Origin of the sequence: Brevibacterium sediminis (assembly GCF_024895295.1) — a bacterium.
GTDB classification, from domain to species: Bacteria; Actinomycetota; Actinomycetes; order Actinomycetales; family Brevibacteriaceae; genus Brevibacterium; species Brevibacterium sediminis.
The window spans coordinates 109,999-128,174 of record NZ_JAHQRN010000004.1 but is presented as its reverse complement, the minus strand read 5'-3'; the positions used below and the strand labels follow the sequence as shown (position 1 = coordinate 128,174).

At 65.7% G+C, this 18,176-nt stretch carries 16 protein-coding genes; 3 read left to right on the top strand and 13 right to left on the bottom strand.

The annotated features are described in order from the left end of the window. Nucleotides 1–55 precede the first annotated feature (55 nt). From KTJ89_RS10530 to KTJ89_RS10510, 5 genes are read right to left on the bottom strand one after another with little or no spacing between them, the layout of a single operon-like run. Complete coding sequence (locus tag KTJ89_RS10530; RefSeq protein WP_259357692.1) at nt 56–2,371, bottom strand: HtaA domain-containing protein; 2,316 nt, start codon at nt 2,369–2,371, stop codon at nt 56–58. 47 nt (nt 2,372–2,418) lie between these two features. Further along, a complete protein-coding gene (locus KTJ89_RS10525; RefSeq protein ID WP_259357691.1) occupies nt 2,419–3,837 on the bottom strand; it encodes a hypothetical protein in 1,419 nt (472 codons plus the stop codon). A 3-nt stretch (nt 3,838–3,840) separates the two neighbouring features. Beyond that, nucleotides 3,841–4,686, bottom strand: a complete 846-nt coding sequence (locus KTJ89_RS10520) for a heme ABC transporter ATP-binding protein (protein WP_259357690.1) — start codon at nt 4,684–4,686, stop codon at nt 3,841–3,843. After that, nucleotides 4,683–5,858, bottom strand: a complete 1,176-nt coding sequence (locus KTJ89_RS10515; protein ID WP_259357689.1) for a FecCD family ABC transporter permease — start codon at nt 5,856–5,858, stop codon at nt 4,683–4,685. Before KTJ89_RS10515 ends, KTJ89_RS10520 begins: the two co-directional genes overlap by 4 nt. Beyond that, complete coding sequence (locus tag KTJ89_RS10510) at nt 5,855–7,117, bottom strand: heme/hemin ABC transporter substrate-binding protein (RefSeq protein WP_259357688.1); 1,263 nt, start codon at nt 7,115–7,117, stop codon at nt 5,855–5,857. Before KTJ89_RS10510 ends, KTJ89_RS10515 begins: the two co-directional genes overlap by 4 nt. A gap of 211 nt (nt 7,118–7,328) precedes the next feature. On the opposite strand from KTJ89_RS10510, the gene KTJ89_RS10505 reads away from it, so the two are divergent. Both KTJ89_RS10505 and KTJ89_RS10500 read left to right on the top strand, forming a co-directional pair. Further along, complete coding sequence (locus KTJ89_RS10505) at nt 7,329–9,794, top strand: LPXTG cell wall anchor domain-containing protein (RefSeq protein WP_259357687.1); 2,466 nt, start codon at nt 7,329–7,331, stop codon at nt 9,792–9,794. 143 nt (nt 9,795–9,937) lie between these two features. Next, entirely contained in the window at nt 9,938–10,576 is a 639-nt protein-coding gene (locus KTJ89_RS10500) for a biliverdin-producing heme oxygenase (protein ID WP_259357686.1), read from the top strand. 18 nt (nt 10,577–10,594) lie between these two features. Here the strand turns inward: KTJ89_RS10500 and KTJ89_RS10495 are convergent, their stop codons facing one another. From KTJ89_RS10495 to alr, 4 genes are read right to left on the bottom strand one after another with little or no spacing between them, the layout of a single operon-like run. Beyond that, a complete protein-coding gene (locus tag KTJ89_RS10495; protein ID WP_259357685.1) occupies nt 10,595–11,047 on the bottom strand; it encodes a GNAT family N-acetyltransferase in 453 nt (150 codons plus the stop codon). Next, nucleotides 11,044–11,778, bottom strand: coding sequence for a tRNA (adenosine(37)-N6)-threonylcarbamoyltransferase complex dimerization subunit type 1 TsaB (gene tsaB, locus KTJ89_RS10490; protein ID WP_259357684.1), 735 nt, complete (start codon nt 11,776–11,778; stop codon nt 11,044–11,046). Before tsaB ends, KTJ89_RS10495 begins: the two co-directional genes overlap by 4 nt. Further along, nucleotides 11,775–12,380, bottom strand: a complete 606-nt coding sequence (tsaE, locus tag KTJ89_RS10485) for a tRNA (adenosine(37)-N6)-threonylcarbamoyltransferase complex ATPase subunit type 1 TsaE (protein WP_259357683.1) — start codon at nt 12,378–12,380, stop codon at nt 11,775–11,777. Before tsaE ends, tsaB begins: the two co-directional genes overlap by 4 nt. Further along, nucleotides 12,377–13,591 carry an alanine racemase gene (gene alr, locus KTJ89_RS10480; RefSeq protein ID WP_259357682.1) on the bottom strand — a complete coding sequence of 405 codons (1,215 nt, stop codon included), beginning with the start codon at nt 13,589–13,591 and terminating at the stop codon, nt 12,377–12,379. Before alr ends, tsaE begins: the two co-directional genes overlap by 4 nt. 152 nt (nt 13,592–13,743) lie before the next feature. Between alr and KTJ89_RS10475 the strand changes: the two genes are divergently transcribed. Beyond that, nucleotides 13,744–14,421, top strand: a complete 678-nt coding sequence (locus KTJ89_RS10475; protein WP_259357681.1) for a hypothetical protein — start codon at nt 13,744–13,746, stop codon at nt 14,419–14,421. Between the two features lie 15 nt (nt 14,422–14,436). Here the strand turns inward: KTJ89_RS10475 and KTJ89_RS10470 are convergent, their stop codons facing one another. The 4 genes from KTJ89_RS10470 to KTJ89_RS10455 all read right to left on the bottom strand — a co-directional run bounded on the left by KTJ89_RS10470 (nt 14,437) and on the right by KTJ89_RS10455 (nt 18,168). Then, entirely contained in the window at nt 14,437–15,966 is a 1,530-nt protein-coding gene (locus KTJ89_RS10470; protein WP_259357680.1) for a bifunctional ADP-dependent NAD(P)H-hydrate dehydratase/NAD(P)H-hydrate epimerase, read from the bottom strand. A gap of 106 nt (nt 15,967–16,072) precedes the next feature. After that, nucleotides 16,073–17,389 carry a M20 metallopeptidase family protein gene (locus tag KTJ89_RS10465; protein WP_259357679.1) on the bottom strand — a complete coding sequence of 439 codons (1,317 nt, stop codon included), beginning with the start codon at nt 17,387–17,389 and terminating at the stop codon, nt 16,073–16,075. A gap of 124 nt (nt 17,390–17,513) precedes the next feature. Continuing rightward, nucleotides 17,514–17,873, bottom strand: a complete 360-nt coding sequence (locus tag KTJ89_RS10460; protein WP_259357678.1) for a HepT-like ribonuclease domain-containing protein — start codon at nt 17,871–17,873, stop codon at nt 17,514–17,516. Further along, on the bottom strand, nt 17,863–18,168 hold the full coding sequence (locus tag KTJ89_RS10455; protein ID WP_259357677.1) for a nucleotidyltransferase family protein: 306 nt from the start codon (nt 18,166–18,168) through the stop codon (nt 17,863–17,865). The genes KTJ89_RS10460 and KTJ89_RS10455 overlap by 11 nt, the downstream gene beginning before the upstream one ends. Nucleotides 18,169–18,176 lie beyond the last annotated feature (8 nt).

The following is an 18,176-nucleotide window of genomic DNA, read 5'->3' as shown; positions in this document are numbered from 1 at the left end:
GGTTCACGGTGAGATCCACCGCGAACCGAGCCCTGCTCGGCCAGGTCTCCCGCTCTCAGACGAGGTCCGAGGGATCGAGGCCGATGTGGCGGCGGATTCCCGACCGGATGCCGAACCCGGCCACGATCGCCACGGCCAACCCGGTGCCCATGACGATCCAGGCCCGGATGGGCACCTCGGAGGCGGCTCGAGCTTCCTCGGCCTCCTGGGCGAAGACTGTCTCGTCGTCGATGTCGCCGTTCTTCTCCGACTTCTTGCCGTCGGCCCCCTTGCCCGCACCGGCGCCTGCTCCGCTGCCGGCACCGGCTCCGGCTCCGCCGGCACCGGCCTGCCCGGTTCCCGGCTGACCGCCGCCGCCCGCAGCGTTCTGACCGGGCGCGCCGGAGCCTGCACCTGGAGCGTAGTCTCCAGCGCCCGGCTCGTAGTCTCCGAGCGAGATGGTCATCGGCTGGGCCGGCTTGTAGGGATCCCGCGCTCCGTCGGAAGTGAACCAGTAGGAGTACTGACCTGTCTTGTGCTGGAAGTCGATGAAGTCCTGCGGGAAGGCACCCCAGTAGTCGCTGTTCTCACCGGTCTTCTTCGCCTGCGCCGAGGCGTTCTCATCGGCGCCGCCGACCGCGCTGCCGGACGAGCCGGACTTGCCCTTGTTGTCGTACTTCACGCCGAGGTAGTCCGGGGTGGCCGTGATGTGGCCGTCGTCGAGGAGTGCGTCGACGTCGATGTTCTTGAAGTTCGCCATCGTGATCGACTCGGGTGTGAGAGTGACCCACTTCGACGAGTCGAACATGTCGGCTCCGTAGCCGCTGAGGTCGGCCACGAGGCGGCCCTTCCCGCTGCTGTCGACCTCCAATTTCGGGTCGGTCGCCGACCAATAGGTCATTCCGCCGTAGAAGGCGACGGTGAAGCTGCCCTTCCACTGCACGGAGACACCGCTGTCGGTTTCGCTGACTTCGCCGTCCTTGATGGCCACCCGCGACTGGGTCCATGAGTCCTTACGCGATGTGGAGACGGCCTCACCGTCGGCATCGAGGCACCGGGAGTCCCAGGAGGCCTCCTTGAACGTCGACCCGGTCGGCTTCTGGATCGTCACGTTCCCAGACTTCGACTTGTAGAATCCGCCTCCGTCCTTAGTCGGCCAAAGTGTCGCCTCGCCGGAGTCCTTCGCCTTGCCCGCCGAGAGGAAGTTGCAGCCGCCGAAGAACGCTCCGCCGTTGGCTTCCCGGTTCAACGACCAGTACAGAGTCGCGGACCCGTCGCCGGCGCTCTTCTTGTCGTCATCGTCCTTGCCGTCATCGCCTGGCTTGCCGGGTTCCTTCGGGTTGTCGTCTGGGTTCTCAGTGTGGTCGCCGTCGTCGGGGTCGTCGACCGGTTGGGAATAGGTGACCTCGAGGTCATTGGTCGTCTTCCGCGGCTGGATCGAGGTCTTCGCCCCAGCTGTGGTGTACCAGTAGGAATCCTGGCCGGTCTCGAGGTTGAAGTCGATCCAGTCCTGCGGCATCGCTCCCCACCAGGATTCGTTCTCCGCTGACTTCGGGGTCTGAGAATTGCGTCCGTCCGCGCCCGTCTTGACTCCGAGGAAGTCCGGAGTGAATTCGAACCCCTTGTCGGAGATGTCGACCGAACCGTTCTGGAGTTCGACGATCGTGCCGTCACGAGCCTTGAGCTTCTTCCAGATGCTCAGATCGTCCATGTCCGCGCCGAAGCCGGAGTACGTTCCGGTGATGGTGCCCTTGCCGTTCTCGACCTCGAGCTTCGGGTCTGAGATCGTCCAGTAGGTCATCCCGCCGTAGTAGGCGAAGGTCCAGGAACCTTTCCACTGGATCGAGGCACTGTTCGACTCCGGGTCGACGGTTCCCTTGCCGTTGGTGATCCTCACCGAATCGCCGGTGTGGTTGTTCTCTGTCTCGGCGTTGACCTTGCCGTTGACCAGCGCGCCGTCCCCGGTTTCGCAGCGCGACTGGAACGTCGAGTACTTTCCGTTCTCCTTGACGATGGAGACGTTGCCGTCGGTGAAGTTCCCATCCTTGTTCGTCTTGAACAGAGTGCCGGCGTCCTTGTCCGTCCAGATGCGTGCCATTCCCGAATCCCCGGCCTCACCTGCGGCCAGGTAGTTGCATCCGCCGAAGTAGGATCCGCCGGTGGATTCGTCATTGACCGACCAGTTGAAGACCGCGTCGTCGATGTCCTGCTCGCCCGAGTCGGTCGCTTCGTCCTCAGGCGAAGTCGTCGAGGCGGCTCCCGGCACCGAGTACGGCGCGGTCATCGCCTGTGCGGGTCCGGTGAGCCCGAAACCGAGCAGCCCCAGGGCAGCGATCCCTGCCGCGGTGCGTGTGAGAATTCGACCCCTGTGGGTGGAGGTGTGAGTGTGCATCGTCGTTCCTCGTCCGTTTTCGTCCCGCAGGACGATCCGTTCGTGTGTCATGAGTGCGTCGTCGTGTGGTCAGAGTTGTCGGTGCCGTCCGGAGCGACCGCCGTGAGGACTCGCGTGTCCTTGTGATCCTCCGGGTCGGTCTCCCCCGCCGAGGCGGCCCCACCGTCCCCGGGTCCCGTGCTGTTGGCTCCGGACTCGGCTGTGATGACGCCTCCGGTGTAGAAGCTCGGCGCAGCGCCGACGCCTTCGTCGCCGCGGCTGCCCGCGGCTTTCCGGTCCTCGTCCTCGAAGAAGGCGATGACCTGCGGAGGGAGTTTCCCGGTGCCGGGACCGAGGCTCTGGTGGTTCGCGTGCGCCACGGCACGCTCGGAGCCGCGTTCGAGCTTGGCCAGCTGCAGTTTCTTCTTCCGCTGCATCACGAGCCGACGTTTGGCCAGCTTGTGCTGGGTCCGAATCCGTTTCCGCTCGCGTCGGTCGCGTTCCTTCTCCATCGCCGCCGGGCTGACTCCCAGCAGCAGACTCTTGACCGCGAGGTAGCCGCCGATGCCGAACCCGAGACCGACCGCGATGATCGACCCGAGCACGAGCACTCCGGCGAGGATGGCGAAGAAGATCAGCCATGATGTGCTCATCGGCGGTTCGCTGGCCACCGGTGCCACATTCGGGTTCTGTGCAGGGTCAACGGTCTGGGTGTCCCCTCCGCCGGAGTTGCCGCTGCCGGAGCTCGCTTCCGCTCCGCCTCCATCGTCACCGGAACCACCGGTTGATTCTTCGCTCTTCTCATCGCCTCCGGACTTCTCAGTCTTCTCACCCTTCTCGCTCTTCTCGTCTTTCTCGGCGTCCTTGCCTGCGGCGGCACCGGAGGCGGAGAAGTCGACGGGCGTGAAGGATTCGTTGTTCGCGTTGTCGACACCGTGGGCGCCGATCGTGATGATGCCGCACTGGACCTCGCCGCAGTCGACTTCGGTCTCGTTCTGCGACCGGTCATAGGTCGTGAATTTCTCGCCGGGGACTTTGATGGTTCCGCTCCAGGTCCCGTTCGCCGCGACTTCGCCGCCGTTGGCGGCATACGCTGTGCTCGATCCGGGAAAGGTCACGAACAGCTGATATCCGGCCGGTTTGGTCTCGTCGTCATAGACGTAGCGGTAGTTCGACCCAGTCACTCCGCCCTTGCTCGGCCGCCATCCGCCGGAGGCGTCGTCGACCCAGCCGAAAAGGACGTAGATCCCACCGAATCCGCCTTCGACGGATTGGAAACCGGAGCCGGAGAGTTTGAGCGTCGACTCGCCGTCGGCCTTCGGGGTGCCGGACACGGACACCTTCGGGGCCGCCTCGGCGGGGGTCGGATTGAGCATCGTCGTCGTCACGCCCACGGCGACGGCCAAGAGCGCGGAGATCGTAATGAGCGCGAGGATCCGCTTCACCGGCACCGAGGCGATGGTCCGGTGGAGTGCAGTCGTCAACATGGGTCAGTCTTCCTTTCGGCCGGCGCGCACGGGCACGACCAACGGTGCTCCGGTGTTGGGGTCGGCCACGATGGATACGGGATAGTCGTAGACGTCGCTGATGCGGTCGGCGGTGAGCACCTCGGCGGGTGGACCGTCGGCGATGATCGAGCCGTCGGAGAGCATCGCGATCCGGTCGGCGTAGGCACCGGCGAGATCGAGGTTGTGGACGATGATGACCACGGCGCCTCCGGTCGAGGCGTAGTCGCGCGCCTGTTGGAGGACGAGCTCTTGGTGGCGGATGTCCATCGGTGCGGTCGGCTCGTCGAGGAGCAGCGCCGGGGTCGCCTGCGCAAGCACCCGGGCCAGCGCGACCCGGGCCTTCTCGCCTCCGGACAGGGAGGTGAACTTCCGGGCCGCGAACTGCACGGTCTCCGTCCGCGACATCGATCCGGCGACGATGAGGTCGTCGTGCTGGGATTCGCGCATGCCCGCCCACGGGGAGCGGCCCATTTCGACGACCTCGAGGACGGTGAATGGGAATGCCATTCCGATGTCCTGGAGGAGGACCGCTCGGCGCATCGCCAGTTCTCGGGTCGACCAGGAGTACTCCACTTCGTCGTCGATGAACACCTTGCCGGCGCCGAGCTCGACGTCGGCGGTGATGACATTGACCAGGGTCGATTTGCCGGCGCCGTTGGGGCCGACGATGGCGAGGACCTCCCCGCATCGGATGTCGAGGTCGATGCCGGCGAGGATGGTGCGTTCGCCGAAGCTCACCTCGGCTCCGCGCACGGAGATGATCGGCTTGCCGGCGACGGGGAATTCCGGGCGGCGGACTGCTGACCTGCCCACGGTGATGATGCTCATGCCCAACCTCCGGATTCCTTGCGGCTGCGTCTGATGAGGTAGAAGAAGAACGGCCCGCCGACCAGCGAGGTGAGCATGCCGATCGGCAGATCGGCGAACTCGACGAGGGTGCGAGCGGCAAGATCGGCGATCGAGAGCAGCACGGCCCCGCCGAGCACGCTGGCCGGCAGCAGGAGCCGGTGCCCGGGGCCGATGATCATGCGGATGATATGTGGGACGACGAGGCCGACGAAGGCGATGATCCCGCAGAAGGCCACAGCTGCGGAGACGAGCAGGGCGACGACGGCCATGACGATGATGCGCAGCCGCTCGACATTGATTCCGACGTGGCGTGCGCTCTTCTCCCCCAGCGACAGGATGTCGAGGCCCGGCGCGAGAGTCTGGGCGATGATGATCCCGAAGACGATGAGCGGGAGGATCAGCCCGACCTGGGACCATAGGCTGCCGTTGAAGCTGCCCATCTGCCAGAACACGATCTGTTCCCGCGCCGAGGTGGGTGCGGCGAAGGTGATATACGCGATCGCGGCTCCGGCGATGGCGTTTACCGCGACACCCGTGAGCACGAGCGTGATCACCTCTGTCCGCCCTCCCGAGCGGGAGACCGTGTAGACGATGAAGGTCGTGATCAGACCGCTGACGAAGGCGAAGGTCGGGGTGGTGAAGGCACCGAGGAAGGACCAGCCGAAGAGGATCGAGGCACTGGCGCCGACCGCGGCACCGGAGGAGACTCCGACGACGCCGGGTTCGGCCAGCGGGTTGCCGAAAACGCCCTGCATCATGGCTCCTGCCACGGCGAGAGCGGCACCGACGAGGACGGTCATGACCACGCGGGGGAAGCGCACCTGCCACAGTGCTTCCTCACCGAAATCGTGGCTCGGTCCCGGCAGCCAGTCGAGTCCGACTTTGCCCAGCAGTGAGCCGATGACCTCGAGCGGCGGGATGAAGAGCTGACCGATTGCGGCAGAGAGCACGCATGCGGCGATGAGGGCGATGGTGAGGACGAGGAACAGGGTTCCCGCTCTGGCGGTGCGCTGGCCGCGGATGCGTCCGAGGTCGAGGCCGCCGTCCTCCCGGACGGCTTCGATACGGCTCGTCGGGGCGAGGCGGTTCGACGGGTCAAAGCGGCGGGATCGGCGCAGCGAGGTGTCCCGAATCTCGGTGGACTCACTCATGCCTCATCCTCTTCCAGTTCCTCATTGATCTCTTTCAGACGCTTCTCGATGGATTTCGGCGGATGGTCCGGGTGATAGGCGAGCTCGGGCGCGTAGATCGCGGTACCGAGAGCCGCGAGCACCTGCGCCGAACGCGGGCCGAAGCTCATCACTTCGTAGTCGCTCATATCGACGAGCCGTCGATTCTTCCCTGCCGGAGTCTGTTTGATGCCGGGCAGTTCGAGAGCCTTGTCGATGCCTCCCACCGAGGCGAGCCCCAGGGTCATGACGATGATGACGTCGGGGGCTGCCTTGATGAGTGCCTCCGAATTCGTCGGCGACATGCCTTCGAATCCGACCTCGGCGGCGACATCGCGGGCGGAGACGGATTGGATGAGCGAATCCGCGCCGGAGCCGACGCCGAACCAGTAGTAGATGTTGCCGCGCAGATAAAGGAAGACCGTCCGCGGGCGATCGGCGGGATCCTCGGGAGCGAGCTTCGCGACGGCTTTCTGCGTGTCGTTGATCTCGCGGACGGTGCGTTCGGCGAGCTTGTCACCGAGTTCGGGCACACCGAGAGCATCCGCGACCTCCCGGATCTGCGGTCCCGCGGAGCGCACGCCGTCGGAATACGACGATGAGATGAAGATGACGGGAATGCCGGCATTGCGCAGCTGCAGCTGCGCGTCGTAGGGGCCGATGGTCGTGTCGGTGAGGACGACGTCGGGCGAGAGCGCGAGCACCGCCTCGGCGTTGATCTCATGTCCGCCTTGAGTGATCAGCGGCAGCTGCTCGGCACCGGGGACGAGCTGAGTGAAGTCAGTGGCGATGTCGCGGCCGACGAGGTTGCAGCCGAGTCCGAGACCGACCACCGCGGCGGCGATCCCGCCGTTCTGGTTCATTGCGAGGATTCGGTCGGTCTTCTTCACCGTCTGCTCGGGACCGTCATTGCTCTTCACCGTCACCGGCAGGTTCGCTTCGTGCGCGGCCGTGTCGGAGACCGGCGGAATCTCGCCGGCCTGCGTATACGCAGTCGTCTGCCCCGTGATCTCCGTCGGGTCGGGCAGAGCTTTCCGGTCGACGTCGGGAACGTCGGGCAGATTCGGCGTCGACCGGGCGGGAGGCTGCTGACATGCGGCCTCACCTTGGGCGTTGATCGAACCGATGTTGTGGATTCCGTTGTTCCACAGCAGGACCGCCAGCACCAGACCGCCGGCGAGCCACGCGGTCCGGCGGAACGATCGACGGCGCACAGTCCTGCGCAAAGACCACTTCTGCATGAGTTACTCGAACATCCCTGAAAGTCATTTAATTAAGGCAAGGCTACTCATTCATAAGTAAGGCTAACCTTGGCTTTTTACGATATGTCTGTGTAGTCTATTTATCGTTCAGCGAATCCACAACTTCTGCTGATGATGAATCCAGGATCTTTTCCGAGGCCTGGCACCACGCGGTCTTCGCCGTGTGCGACGTTGAAAATGAGGAGAATCTATGACGCACAAGAGTGCGCGCGCACGTGCCGCGAAGGCACGACGCTTGACTTCGCCGCTGGCGGCCGGAGCGGCAATTGCAGCCGCCACCGGACTGCTGGGGATGGGCATGAGCGCCCCGGCATTCGGAGCGGTCGACAAGACCGTTGACGATGCTGTGTTCAGCTGGTCGGTCAACAACGAGTCCACCGGCGGCGCCTACTTCGGTGGGTGCAACTTCCTCGCAGCCGGTGAAGCCGGAGACACAGGCATGGCTCGCATCTGGACCGCCAAGGACGCAGGATCGATCTATTCCGTCGATGACGCGGGGAAGTTCACCGATGGGAACACCTCGATCGTCAAGACGAGTGGCGAACTGTCGGACTTCGACAGCCGCTGCACCGACGGTGAGGGCAACAAGGTCAACGGCAAGATCAACGCCGAAGCGCCGAACAACCACACAGGTGACCACGTAGAGATCAAGAACGGCACCGGAACGGTCGATCCCGACAACGACAATGCCTCCATCCAGTGGGAGGGCTCCTGGTCGTTCGCGTACTACGGCGGAATGACCTACTGGACGATCTCGGATCCGAAGCTCGAGGTCAAGAACGGCAAGGGCACCATCACCGGAACCTACTCCGGGTTCGGTGCCGATATGGACGATCTGAGCATCTGGAAGAAGCTCGATGCGCGTGACGGCGATATCGTCGAAATCCAGCAGGGCGAGGTCGATGTCACCGACTCGGGCTTCGAATTCACCCCTGACTACCTCGGCGTGGAGACCGCCACCGACGGCCGCAACCTGCAGTCGCCGAAGTCGTCTGAGAACGAGTCCTGGTGGGGCGCCATGCCGCAGGACTGGATCGACTTCAACGTCGAGACCGGTCAGGACTCCTACTGGTACACCACCGCCGGAGCGAGCACCTCGATCCAGCCGCGGAAGAAGACGAATCCGCTCACTGTCGAGTACACAGCTCAGGCCCCAGCCCCCGACGTCTCGACGTCACACTCCGTGAAGTCCGCAAGCGCCGAGGACGGCCTCACCGTCAACGTCACAGGCGATGGCTACGACAATCTCCCCGATTCCAGCCTCGGCAAACCGTCGGCAGGCGCGTATGCCGCCATCGTTGATCGTGACCTCGCCAGCAAAGATGTCACCGCCGGCAATACGACCGCTGTGCAGTACGTGATGCCGCCGCAGATCAAGGACGGCAAGATCGACGTCGATGTCACCGCAAAGACCGTCGACCTCGACGAGTCGAAGGACTACGACGTGCTGACCTGGGTCGCCCACGGCCTGCCCACCGGAGATGCCGAGCTCTATCGCGAACCCATCGAACTGACCGACGAGCAGAAGAACGCCCTGTTCCCCGCTGACGACGATGCAGATGATGCAGCTGACGACGGCGCGACCGACGGAGCCGAAGCCGGTGACGACGGTGGAGCCGACGCCGCCGAAGGCGAAGCCGATGACAAGGGCGCAGCCGATGCGGCCGAAGGCGAAGCCGACGATAACGGCACCGCAGACACGGGCGCCGACGGTGCTGAAGCCGATGACGACGGTGCAGCCGACGCAGCCGAAGGCGAAGCCGATGACAAGGGCGCAGCCGACGGTGCCGAGTCCGACGACAATGGTTCAGCCGATGCAGCCGAGGGTGCGGAAGACGGGGCGTCGGATGCCGCTGAAGCCGGTGACGACGGTACGGCCGATGCAGCCGAAGGCGAAGCCGACGGGTCGAAGGCCGGCGCCGCAGCAGACGGATCGACCGACGGTTCCGACTCGGATGCCGGAGGCGCTGCCGACGGTGATGACTCCGACGGCGGTTCCGACGGTGACGAAGACAAGCCTGCCAAGCCGGTCGTCGCAGACCAGACAGTCGGCGAGGACCGTCTCGTCAAGGGCAAGACCGCCCCGAACGCCGAGGTGAATCTTGCCTGGACCCCCGTGGTCGAGAAGAACGCGGACAGCCAGATCAAGGCCTTCGCCGCGAAGGTCCCGTCCGAGGACAACGTCACGGTGACTGCCGACGCTGAGGGCAACTTCTCCGCCAAGGCCCCGAGCGCCAAGGGCACGTACGCCTACTCGGCAATCGCCACGGTCGACGGTGTTCCGTCCGACCCCGCCGAGTTCACCGTCACGGTGACCGAGGACGAAGCCGCCGATGACGACGCCGGCAGCGAAGGCAGCTCGGACGGCGGGTCAGCCGACGCCGCCGGATCCGGTGACGACGGTGCGACCGACGGAGCCGAAGCCGGTTCCGACGGCGGCTCGAGCGCCTCAGGCGGTGCGTCCGACGGCTCCGGCGCAGCAGGTTCGTCCTCTGCCGGATCCGAAGGTTCGTCGACAGGCGGCTCCGAGTCGGGCAGCTCCGACGGAGGAAACCTCCCGCGTACCGGTGCCGAGCTGATGACTCTGCCGATCGCGATCGGTCTTCTCATCCTCGGCGCAGGTTCTGTTATGTTCTCGCGGATGCGCAAGCGCTAGACTGACCTCAGACAAGTTCTGTAGTGAGCCAGCGAGTCCGTCCCGGTTCGGCACGAGAGTTCCGAACCGGGACGGACTCACCCCCATAGTCCCACTATCGCGAACCGTCATTCGGATCGACGATCTCTCAATGAGGAAACATCATGTCTGAACCGTTCTCCGCTCGCCTCAAGGCCAGCACCGCCACCATCCACGACGAGGTCGAACACACCACGTTCATGGTCGACCTCATGGAAGGACGGCTCGACGCAAGGGCCTACGCCCTGCTGCTCAAGCAGTACGACGTCATCTACGGCGTGCTCGAGTCGAAGTCACGGGAGTTCGCCGACGATCCTGTCTTCGCGCCGTTCTTCGACGCCCATCTGTTCCGGGCCGACCGCATCGCCGCCGACCTGGCCGCGCTCGACGGCACCGAACTGCCTGTCATGCCCAGCGCCACCGCCTATGCCGCGCACCTGGCGGGACTCGACCGCGCCGAGCGGGTCATCGCCCACCACTACACGCGCTACCTCGGCGACCTCTCCGGCGGTCAGGCGATCGGCACCCTCATGGGCCGGCACTACAGTCTGCCGGCGACCTCGCTGACGATGTGGGATTTCGCCGAGCTCGGCAAGACGAAGCCGTACAAGGACGCCTACCGCCGACTCCTCGACCAGGTTGCGGCAACCGGCGGTGACGAGCAGATCGTCGTCGACGAGACGATGGAAGCGTTCCGACTCAATGGAGCGCTGCTCGTCGACCTCACCGAGGCGACCGATAACCGTGCGGTTCCCGTCGCCTAGGGCGCGACTTGAGAAGGATCAGTCGCCGATCCGCAGACGCATGAGAATTCCCGCGGCGCCCGGATAGTAGTCCGGGCGCCGCCCCCATTCCTCGAACCCGAAGGATGCGTACATCCCCAGCGCCGCAGCATTGCGTTCGTCAACCTCGAGGTGGACGACCTCGGAACCGCGTTCCTTCGCCCAATCGATTCCCGCCTGCAGCAGGGCACGTCCGATCCCTGTGCCGCGCGCAGCCTCGGTGGTGGCGATCGTCATCACATCGGCTTCCGCACCGGCCCCCGACATGACGATCCACCCTGCCAACTCCCCCGCCGAGGCGGTCCTGGCGGCGAGCATGACCGTGCCGTTCTGCGCCTTGACCGACCAGTAGTAGCCGAGCGTCCAGGCTGTGGGTCCGAAGATCGCCGCATCGTGGTCGGCCACCTCGGCGAGGTCCCACCAGGGAAGCTCGGCGATGGTCGTGGAGGTCATTTCAATGAGCTCTTGCGTACCGGGGTCGCCTTCGCATCGGGTTCGCGCAGGTATTCGGGGATCGGGTCGGCAAGGTCTCGACCGGCGGCGAGTTCCCGTGCCGCCGCGAAGGCAAGATATTCGGCACGAGGATCGGTGATCGACTCAGAGGTCGACGCTCCGAGGACGTCCGGATAGAGGAGGAATCCGCGGCCGAGCTTCTGATCGATCGTATCGAGCCGGTAGCCGTTGTCGGCGAGAACTGAAGCAACCTCGGCCGGTTTGGCCACGAACGGCCCGGCGTTCAGTCTGGCGTGGGCGGAGTCGTAGACGCTGAAATAGACCTCTTTGCGGCGGGCGTCCGAAGCGATGAGGACGGGGCGAACGGATTCGGTCCCGGCGGGCGACGCGACCTCCGACGCAAGTGCTGGGGAGCCTGCTGCCCTGCGGACGAACTCTTCGGCGATCGCGGCTTGGGACAGCAGTCCCTTGACGGGAATCCCGCGGGCCTGACCGACGGCGATTCCGGCGGCGATTCCTACTCGCAGACCGGTAAAGGGTCCGGGTCCGATGCCGACGACGACGAGTTCGGGCTGGGCATCCTCGGCGAGCACGCCGGCGAGCGCGGGACCGATGAACTCAACGTGTCGACGTTGGTCATCGGCCTGTTCGGCCGCGATGACCGAACCGGTGTCCGTATCCACGAGGGCCACAGAGGCCGACTGCGAGGTGTCGATGGCCAGAATGATCATGATTCGTCTCCCTCATTCGCCGAGTCCTCGGCAGACAGATCGGCAGAGGCAGGGTCGTCGACTCGCACGCCTGCCAGTGCCGAGACAGCGGCCACAACCTGCGGCATCCGATCGATCCAGGCATCCCCGCGACCAACGAGGTCGACGGTGCGTCGTTCGTCCTCCACCTCGTCCTCGTCGTCCACACCGACCGAGTCATCGTCCCCTGCGGCTTCATCCCACACCGGGGTGATGGTGATGTCGAGGTGATCGCTGCTGAGCTGCTCGGCCAGGCCGGCTCCCCATTCGACGACCGTGATCGACTCGTCGAGTTCGGAGTCGAGGTCGAGATCTTCGAGCTCCTCCCCGTCGGCCAACCGATACGCGTCGACGTGGACGAGGGCGGGTCCGCCAGAGCGCGACGGGTGTTCGCGGGCGATGACGAACGTCGGCGACGTGATCCGCCCGGCCACGTCGAGGGCTTTGCCCAGCGACTGCGTGAACGTCGTCTTCCCCGCTCCGAGGTTGCCCGTGAGGATGAGCAGATCACCGGCGCGCAGATGGTCGGCCAGGACCGCAGCGAACGTGCGCATCTGCTCCAAGGATTCGAGATGGACCCTCATCGCCCGTCTCCCTTCCGGGCGACCCGGTCGACCCGGGCGCTGAGCTGGGTGACGATCTCGTAGTTGATCGTGTTCGCCCAGGTCCCCCATTCGGCCGCGCTCGGCCCACCGGGACCGAAGATGACGACCTCGTCGCCGATGGCCACCTCATCGTTGCCGGCACCGATGTCGATGATCATCTGATCCATGGCGATACGCCCGACGACGGGGTAACGACGATCCCGGATGGCCACCTCGGCGCGGTTCGAGGCTGCCCGCGGCAGTCCGTCCCCGTACCCACCGGGCACGAGCGCGAACCGGGTGTCGGTCGCGGCGGTGAACGTCAGCCCGTAGGAGGCGCCGTGACCTGCTGGGATGTCCTTGAGATTGATGACGCTGGAGGTCAGCCGCATGACCGGGCGGAGCCCGAGAGCCGCCGGATCCCCGTCTTCGAGCGGGGACAGACCGTAGAGGGCGAGCCCCACCCTCGCCGAGGTGCCCGGGCACGGTCCCAGGGTGAGCGCTCCCGGTGAGTTCGCGATGTGCACATCCAGGTCATCCGATTCGCCGAGGCGGCCGTCCGCGGCGTCGAGCACGGCCCGAAGCTGCCCGTGGGCGGAGGAGAAGACCGCGCTCTGCGCTGCGGTCTCGGGGCGTTCGGGTTCGTCGGCGACGGCGAAGTGGCTCATGATTCCGACGATGCGGATATCGGCTCCGGCATCGTGTGTCTTGGAGTCGTCGGTGTGGCTGTCTTCGGCGTGACGGCGCAGCCAGTCGAAGGCACGGACAAGAGCCTCCGGGGACAGACCGTTGCGGCCGAGACCGGTGTCGATCTTGAGATGGGCTCGGGCTGTGACGCCGGTGCGGCGGGCCGCCTCGGCGAGTCGGTCGAGGGCGCCGACCGTCGAAATTCCCAGTTCGATGCCGGCGCGAACCGCCTCGTCGAGGTCGGTGGTCGGTCCGTAGAGCCAGGCGAGGATCTGCGCTTCGGGGCCGAGCAGGCTGCGCAGACGAAGGGCTTCGGGGATCGTGGCCACACAGAACTCGCGCCACCCGGCCGAGAAGAGAGCGGGTGCGACGAGGTCGATGCCGTGGCCGTAGGCGTTGGCTTTGACGACGCATTTGAGGCGGGCGGGTGATAGCCGATCGGCAAGGACGGCGGCGTTGTCGCACAGGGCTGCCTCGTCGATCTCGGCCCGTACGAGAGCCTCGGGGATGTCGAAAGATGTCACTGGATAAGACTACCGCCGACCCCCGTCGACCAGCACCTTCGTTACGCTGATCCCCCGCGACATTCGGCTCCGGCGCCGGTGTCGCAGGTGCAGCCGACGACGTGTTCGGCGAAGACCGGCTCGACGAGCCATTCGATGAAGAAGGAGACATCATGCACACCACACCAGCCCGCATCCTCGCAATGGTGATTACGGCTGTCCTGTTCGCGGCGGGCCTCACCGTGATCGGACAGACCGGTCCTGCCGAGGCGGCCGCGAAGTACTGCACCGGCGTCGAGTCGAACAGCTCGGTGACGGCCGCGAAGGCCATCGAGGTCAAGCAGCGGTCGACGATCACCGCCGATATCTACCTGTGCAAGAAGTCCGGCGACCGGTACGCCCGCGACAGCGGCCCGTTCAAGGCCCGCCTCGGCTACAACGGCACCACGTCGAGCAAACGGGAAGGTGACGGCAAGACCCCGAAGGGTGTGTTCTGGATGCGCGATGGCTTCGGCACCTCGGCGAATCCCGGGCTGGGCAAGCCGTGGACGAAGGTCACCCGCGATCATGTCTGGGTCGACGGTGACGCGACGAAGGCCGAGGGATACAACACGATGCAGCGGAAGTCCGAAGGGTACAAGGGCGAATCTCTCTACCAGCCGAAGCCGTACAAGTATGCCCAGGTCATCGGCTACAACGAGGCTCGCACGCCGGGGAAGGGATCGGCGATCTTCCTGCATGCGAACACGGAGTCGATGAAGACCGCCGGCTGTGTGTCGATGTACGAGTCCAGTCTCGTCAAGGCGATGAAGTGGGAGGGCTCGACGAAGACGCAGATCCTCATCCACTGAGGTGGATGAGCAGATTCAGTCAGTGCCGTGGATGAGTTCGCCGACCACCTCGGCGAGGGCATCGGCGAATCCGGACGCGGTCACCGCGCGTCGGCCGGCCTCGTTGTGCAGCAGCACTCCGAGACCGGCCAGGCGAGCCCACTCACGGGGTGGACGCGTCCGATCGTCGCTGTCGTAGCGGCCGTGGGCGGCGGCGATCGCGGCGAGCGTGCCGAGGATCCCGGCGAGCACGTCCCCGGAGCCCGCCGTGGCGAGGGTGCCTGGCCCCGGTGCAGGCAGAACGACGTGCCCGTCGGGTGCGGCGATGACCGTGTGATGGCCTTTGAGCAGGACGATCGCTCCGGTCAGCTCCGCGGCTCGCCGCGCCCATCGCATCGGGTTCGCCCCGATCCGGCCGGCGGTGATGATCTCGCCGAGGAGGCGGCTGAGCAGCCGCGCCAGCTCGGCGGCGTGCGGGGTGATGATGAGCGGGCGGTCGACCAGCCAGGTGCCTGCCATCGATTCGGCGCGGGCGATCATGTCGAGGCCGCCTGCGTCGACGACGACCGGTGTGCGGTTGCCGGCCAGCGCCTCGGCGACGCCCTGCACGAATTCGGGTTCGGGGTCGCCCGGGCCGAGGACGACGGAGTCGATGCGTCCGGAGGCGTTGACGACCTCGGGGTGGAGGCCGAGGACGTATTCGGCGACGAGCGGGGAGCCGAGATAGCGGACCATCCCTGCTCCGGTGTTCACCGCCGAGGTGGTGGTGAGCACGCCCGCGCCAGGGTAGTCCTCGGAGCCGGCGAGGACCCCGGTGACACCGCGGGAGTACTTGTGCCCGGTCTCATCGGGGCGCGGGAATCCGGTGACGAGATCATCGTGATCGAGCAGCTCCGCGGCGGCCGAGCTGGGGTCGAGGCCGAGGCCGATATCGATGACGTCGATGGTTCCGATGAACTCGTCCACACGCGGATCGATGAGTTCGGCCTTGAGTCCACCGAAGGTCACAGTGCGGTCGGCGTGGAGTCGTTTCTCTGCCCCGGTGTGGTTCGGGTCGAGGTCGGAGGGGACGTCGACGGCGATGAGGCGGCCGGTGCGGTGCGGGGCCCAATCGGCGGTAAGTGAGGAGATGTGGTCGGGCAGTCCGCGCCGCCCGCCCGTGCCGAGGATGCCGTCGAGGACGAGATCGGCGCGGGAGAGTTCGCGCAGAGCGTCGGCCCGGGCCGCATCGGACTCGGCCGAGGTGAACGCGATGACCTGCGCACCGGCGCTGTGTGCCGCGGCCAGTCCATCGTCGTGAGTGCGATCGAAGAGGGTGATGACCGTGACGGCGGCACCGCGCCTTCCCAGAGTCGCCGCGGCGAAGAGTGCGTCCCCGGCGTTGTTGCCGGGCCCGGCCAGTACGCTCACGCGGGTGCCGGTGACCTGTCCGTGGTCGGCCTTCAGCATGGCGGCCGCACTGTTCGCCAGTGCTCGGGCGGCCCTGGCCATGAGCGGGATGCCGGCTTCGAGCAGCGGATTCTCGGCCTCCCTGATGGTTTCACTCGGGTAGGCGAACATGCTCATCGACTGTTCCTCTTCACAATTCTGCTCCTGATACGACGTCGCCCTGCACGGGACCTATCCCTGCACCGTATGCCGTTTCCACCGTCCGAGCCAGGGGTCGGGCGGATCATCCCTCGGACAGCTGCGCCAGCCGGCGCCCGGCCAGATGAGCGAGGAACAGAGCCTGGTCGGCGAGACCGTCGTCGCTGTGGCGGGCGCGAGGGGAATGATTGGCTTCGCGTTCTTCGACCGGCAGATTCGGCAGGGCGACTCCGAAGTGTCCATAGGCTCCGGGCACGGCGTCGAGCACACGGGAGAAGTCCTCGGAACCGGGCAGCGGATTCGCCTTGCGCACGGTCCGTTCCTCGCCGAAGAGGTCGGTGAAGGTGGAGAGGAAGAACTCGGCTTCGGCGTCGTCGTTGATCGTCGGCGGCAGGATCTGCTCGTACTCGACGTCGGCGGTCAGACCGTGGGCGGCGACGAGGTCACGGACAAGCTGAGGCAGCTCCGCCTCGGCGCGGGAGGTCACAGCTTCCGAGAACGTGCGCACACTGACGACCAAGGTCGCGAAGTCGGGGACGACGTTGGGAGCGGTGCCGCCGTTGAACTGGCCGACGGTGATCACGAGCGGGTCGAAGATGTCGAAGCGGCGGGTGACGTACTCCTGCAGCTGGCCCACGAGCATCGCACCGACCTGGATGGGGTCCTTGCCGGTGGCCGGGCGGGAGGCGTGCGTGCCCTTGCCATTCACGGTGATCGTCATCTTCGAAAACGCCGCCATGTACGACCCGGGACGGGAGCTGGCGACGCCGAGGTCGGCGTCGGCGGAGACGTGGATGCCGTAGGCGGCCTTGACGCGGGGTCCGGCGGCGTCGAGGACGCCTTCATCGATCATCTTCCCGGCCCCGTCATAGCCTTCTTCACCGGGCTGGAACATGAACACGACGTCGCCGGGCAGGGAGTCGCGGTCGCGGTGGAGGAGTTTGAGTGCGCCGACGAGCCCGGCGGTGTGCAGGTCGTGGCCGCAGGCGTGCATCCTCCCCGAGGTGGCCGCGAAGTCGAAGCCGGTCGCCTCGGTGACGGGCAGTCCGTCCATGTCCCCGCGCAGTAGGACGGCGGGCACGACCCCGGTCGAGTCCTCCCTGCGGGCACCGCCGCGCAGGACGACGACGATCGACGACAGCCTCTCCCCCGTGCTCACCTCGACGTCGAGGCCCTCGATGGCGTCGAGGACGAGCTTCTGCGTCACCGGCAGGTCGAGTCCGACCTCGACGTTCTCGTGCAGGGCACGGCGCAGGGTGACCAGACCGGGCGCGATGTCGTTCGCGTCATCGGCGGTGGGCAGGTGCACCTGGGTGGCGGCCGCCTCGGCGGGGGTCGGGCTCATAGGGGCGGCGATGTCGGCAGCGGCGGTGTTGTCGGTGTCGTTGGGAAGTGAGCTCATGCCTTGAGTCTATTACCCACCAGGCGCAGGCGGATTGAGACCGATCAGCCTTCCTAGAAATCCGCGCGCTACGCGTGATTCTTCCGGCGGCAGTGATCGATCAGCAGTCTTCGCAATGGAGCCGCTACAGTCCTGTAGCGTCTCTGGCCTCATCGACGAGCTCATTGAGGATCGTGATCAGGCCGGGGATTTCGGTTGTGGTCGCCAGCCAAAGTATTTCGTAGTCGATGTCACCGTATTCATGGGCAAGGACGTTCCGCAGTCCAACGATTCGTTCGAGTCCGGGCACACGAGCAGCGGTGTCGGCATCGTCTCTGCGGAGGCGCTTCAGCGCCTCCCCCAAAATCTCCAGTTGGCGCTCGATCGCTGAGCGAACGACGAGATCGGAAATGAATTCCTCTTCGGTCTTGCCGCCAGCAAACTCACGGACCAACTTAGCCGCTTCAGCAGCATCCCAGAGGTGCGCACCTGTCTTACGCTGCATAGACTTCCCGCGCACTCTCGAACGCAACCGCTTTGAAGAAGGGGTTCTTCACCGAGCGTTCCATGACCAGATCGACTCGCCGTCCGACGATCCGCTCCAGCTCAGCCTTCAGATCGAAGTAGTCGTGGAACAGATTGTCCCGTTCCGGTCGAAAAGTGACGAGGAAGTCGATGTCGCTCGTCTCCGGATTGAACCGATCCGTGAGCACGGACCCGAAAATGCGAAGCCGTTCCACACCGAATCTTTCGCAAGCGCTCCTGATTGCGTCAGTGTCGAGTACCACGGCGGATTCCATGAGTCTAT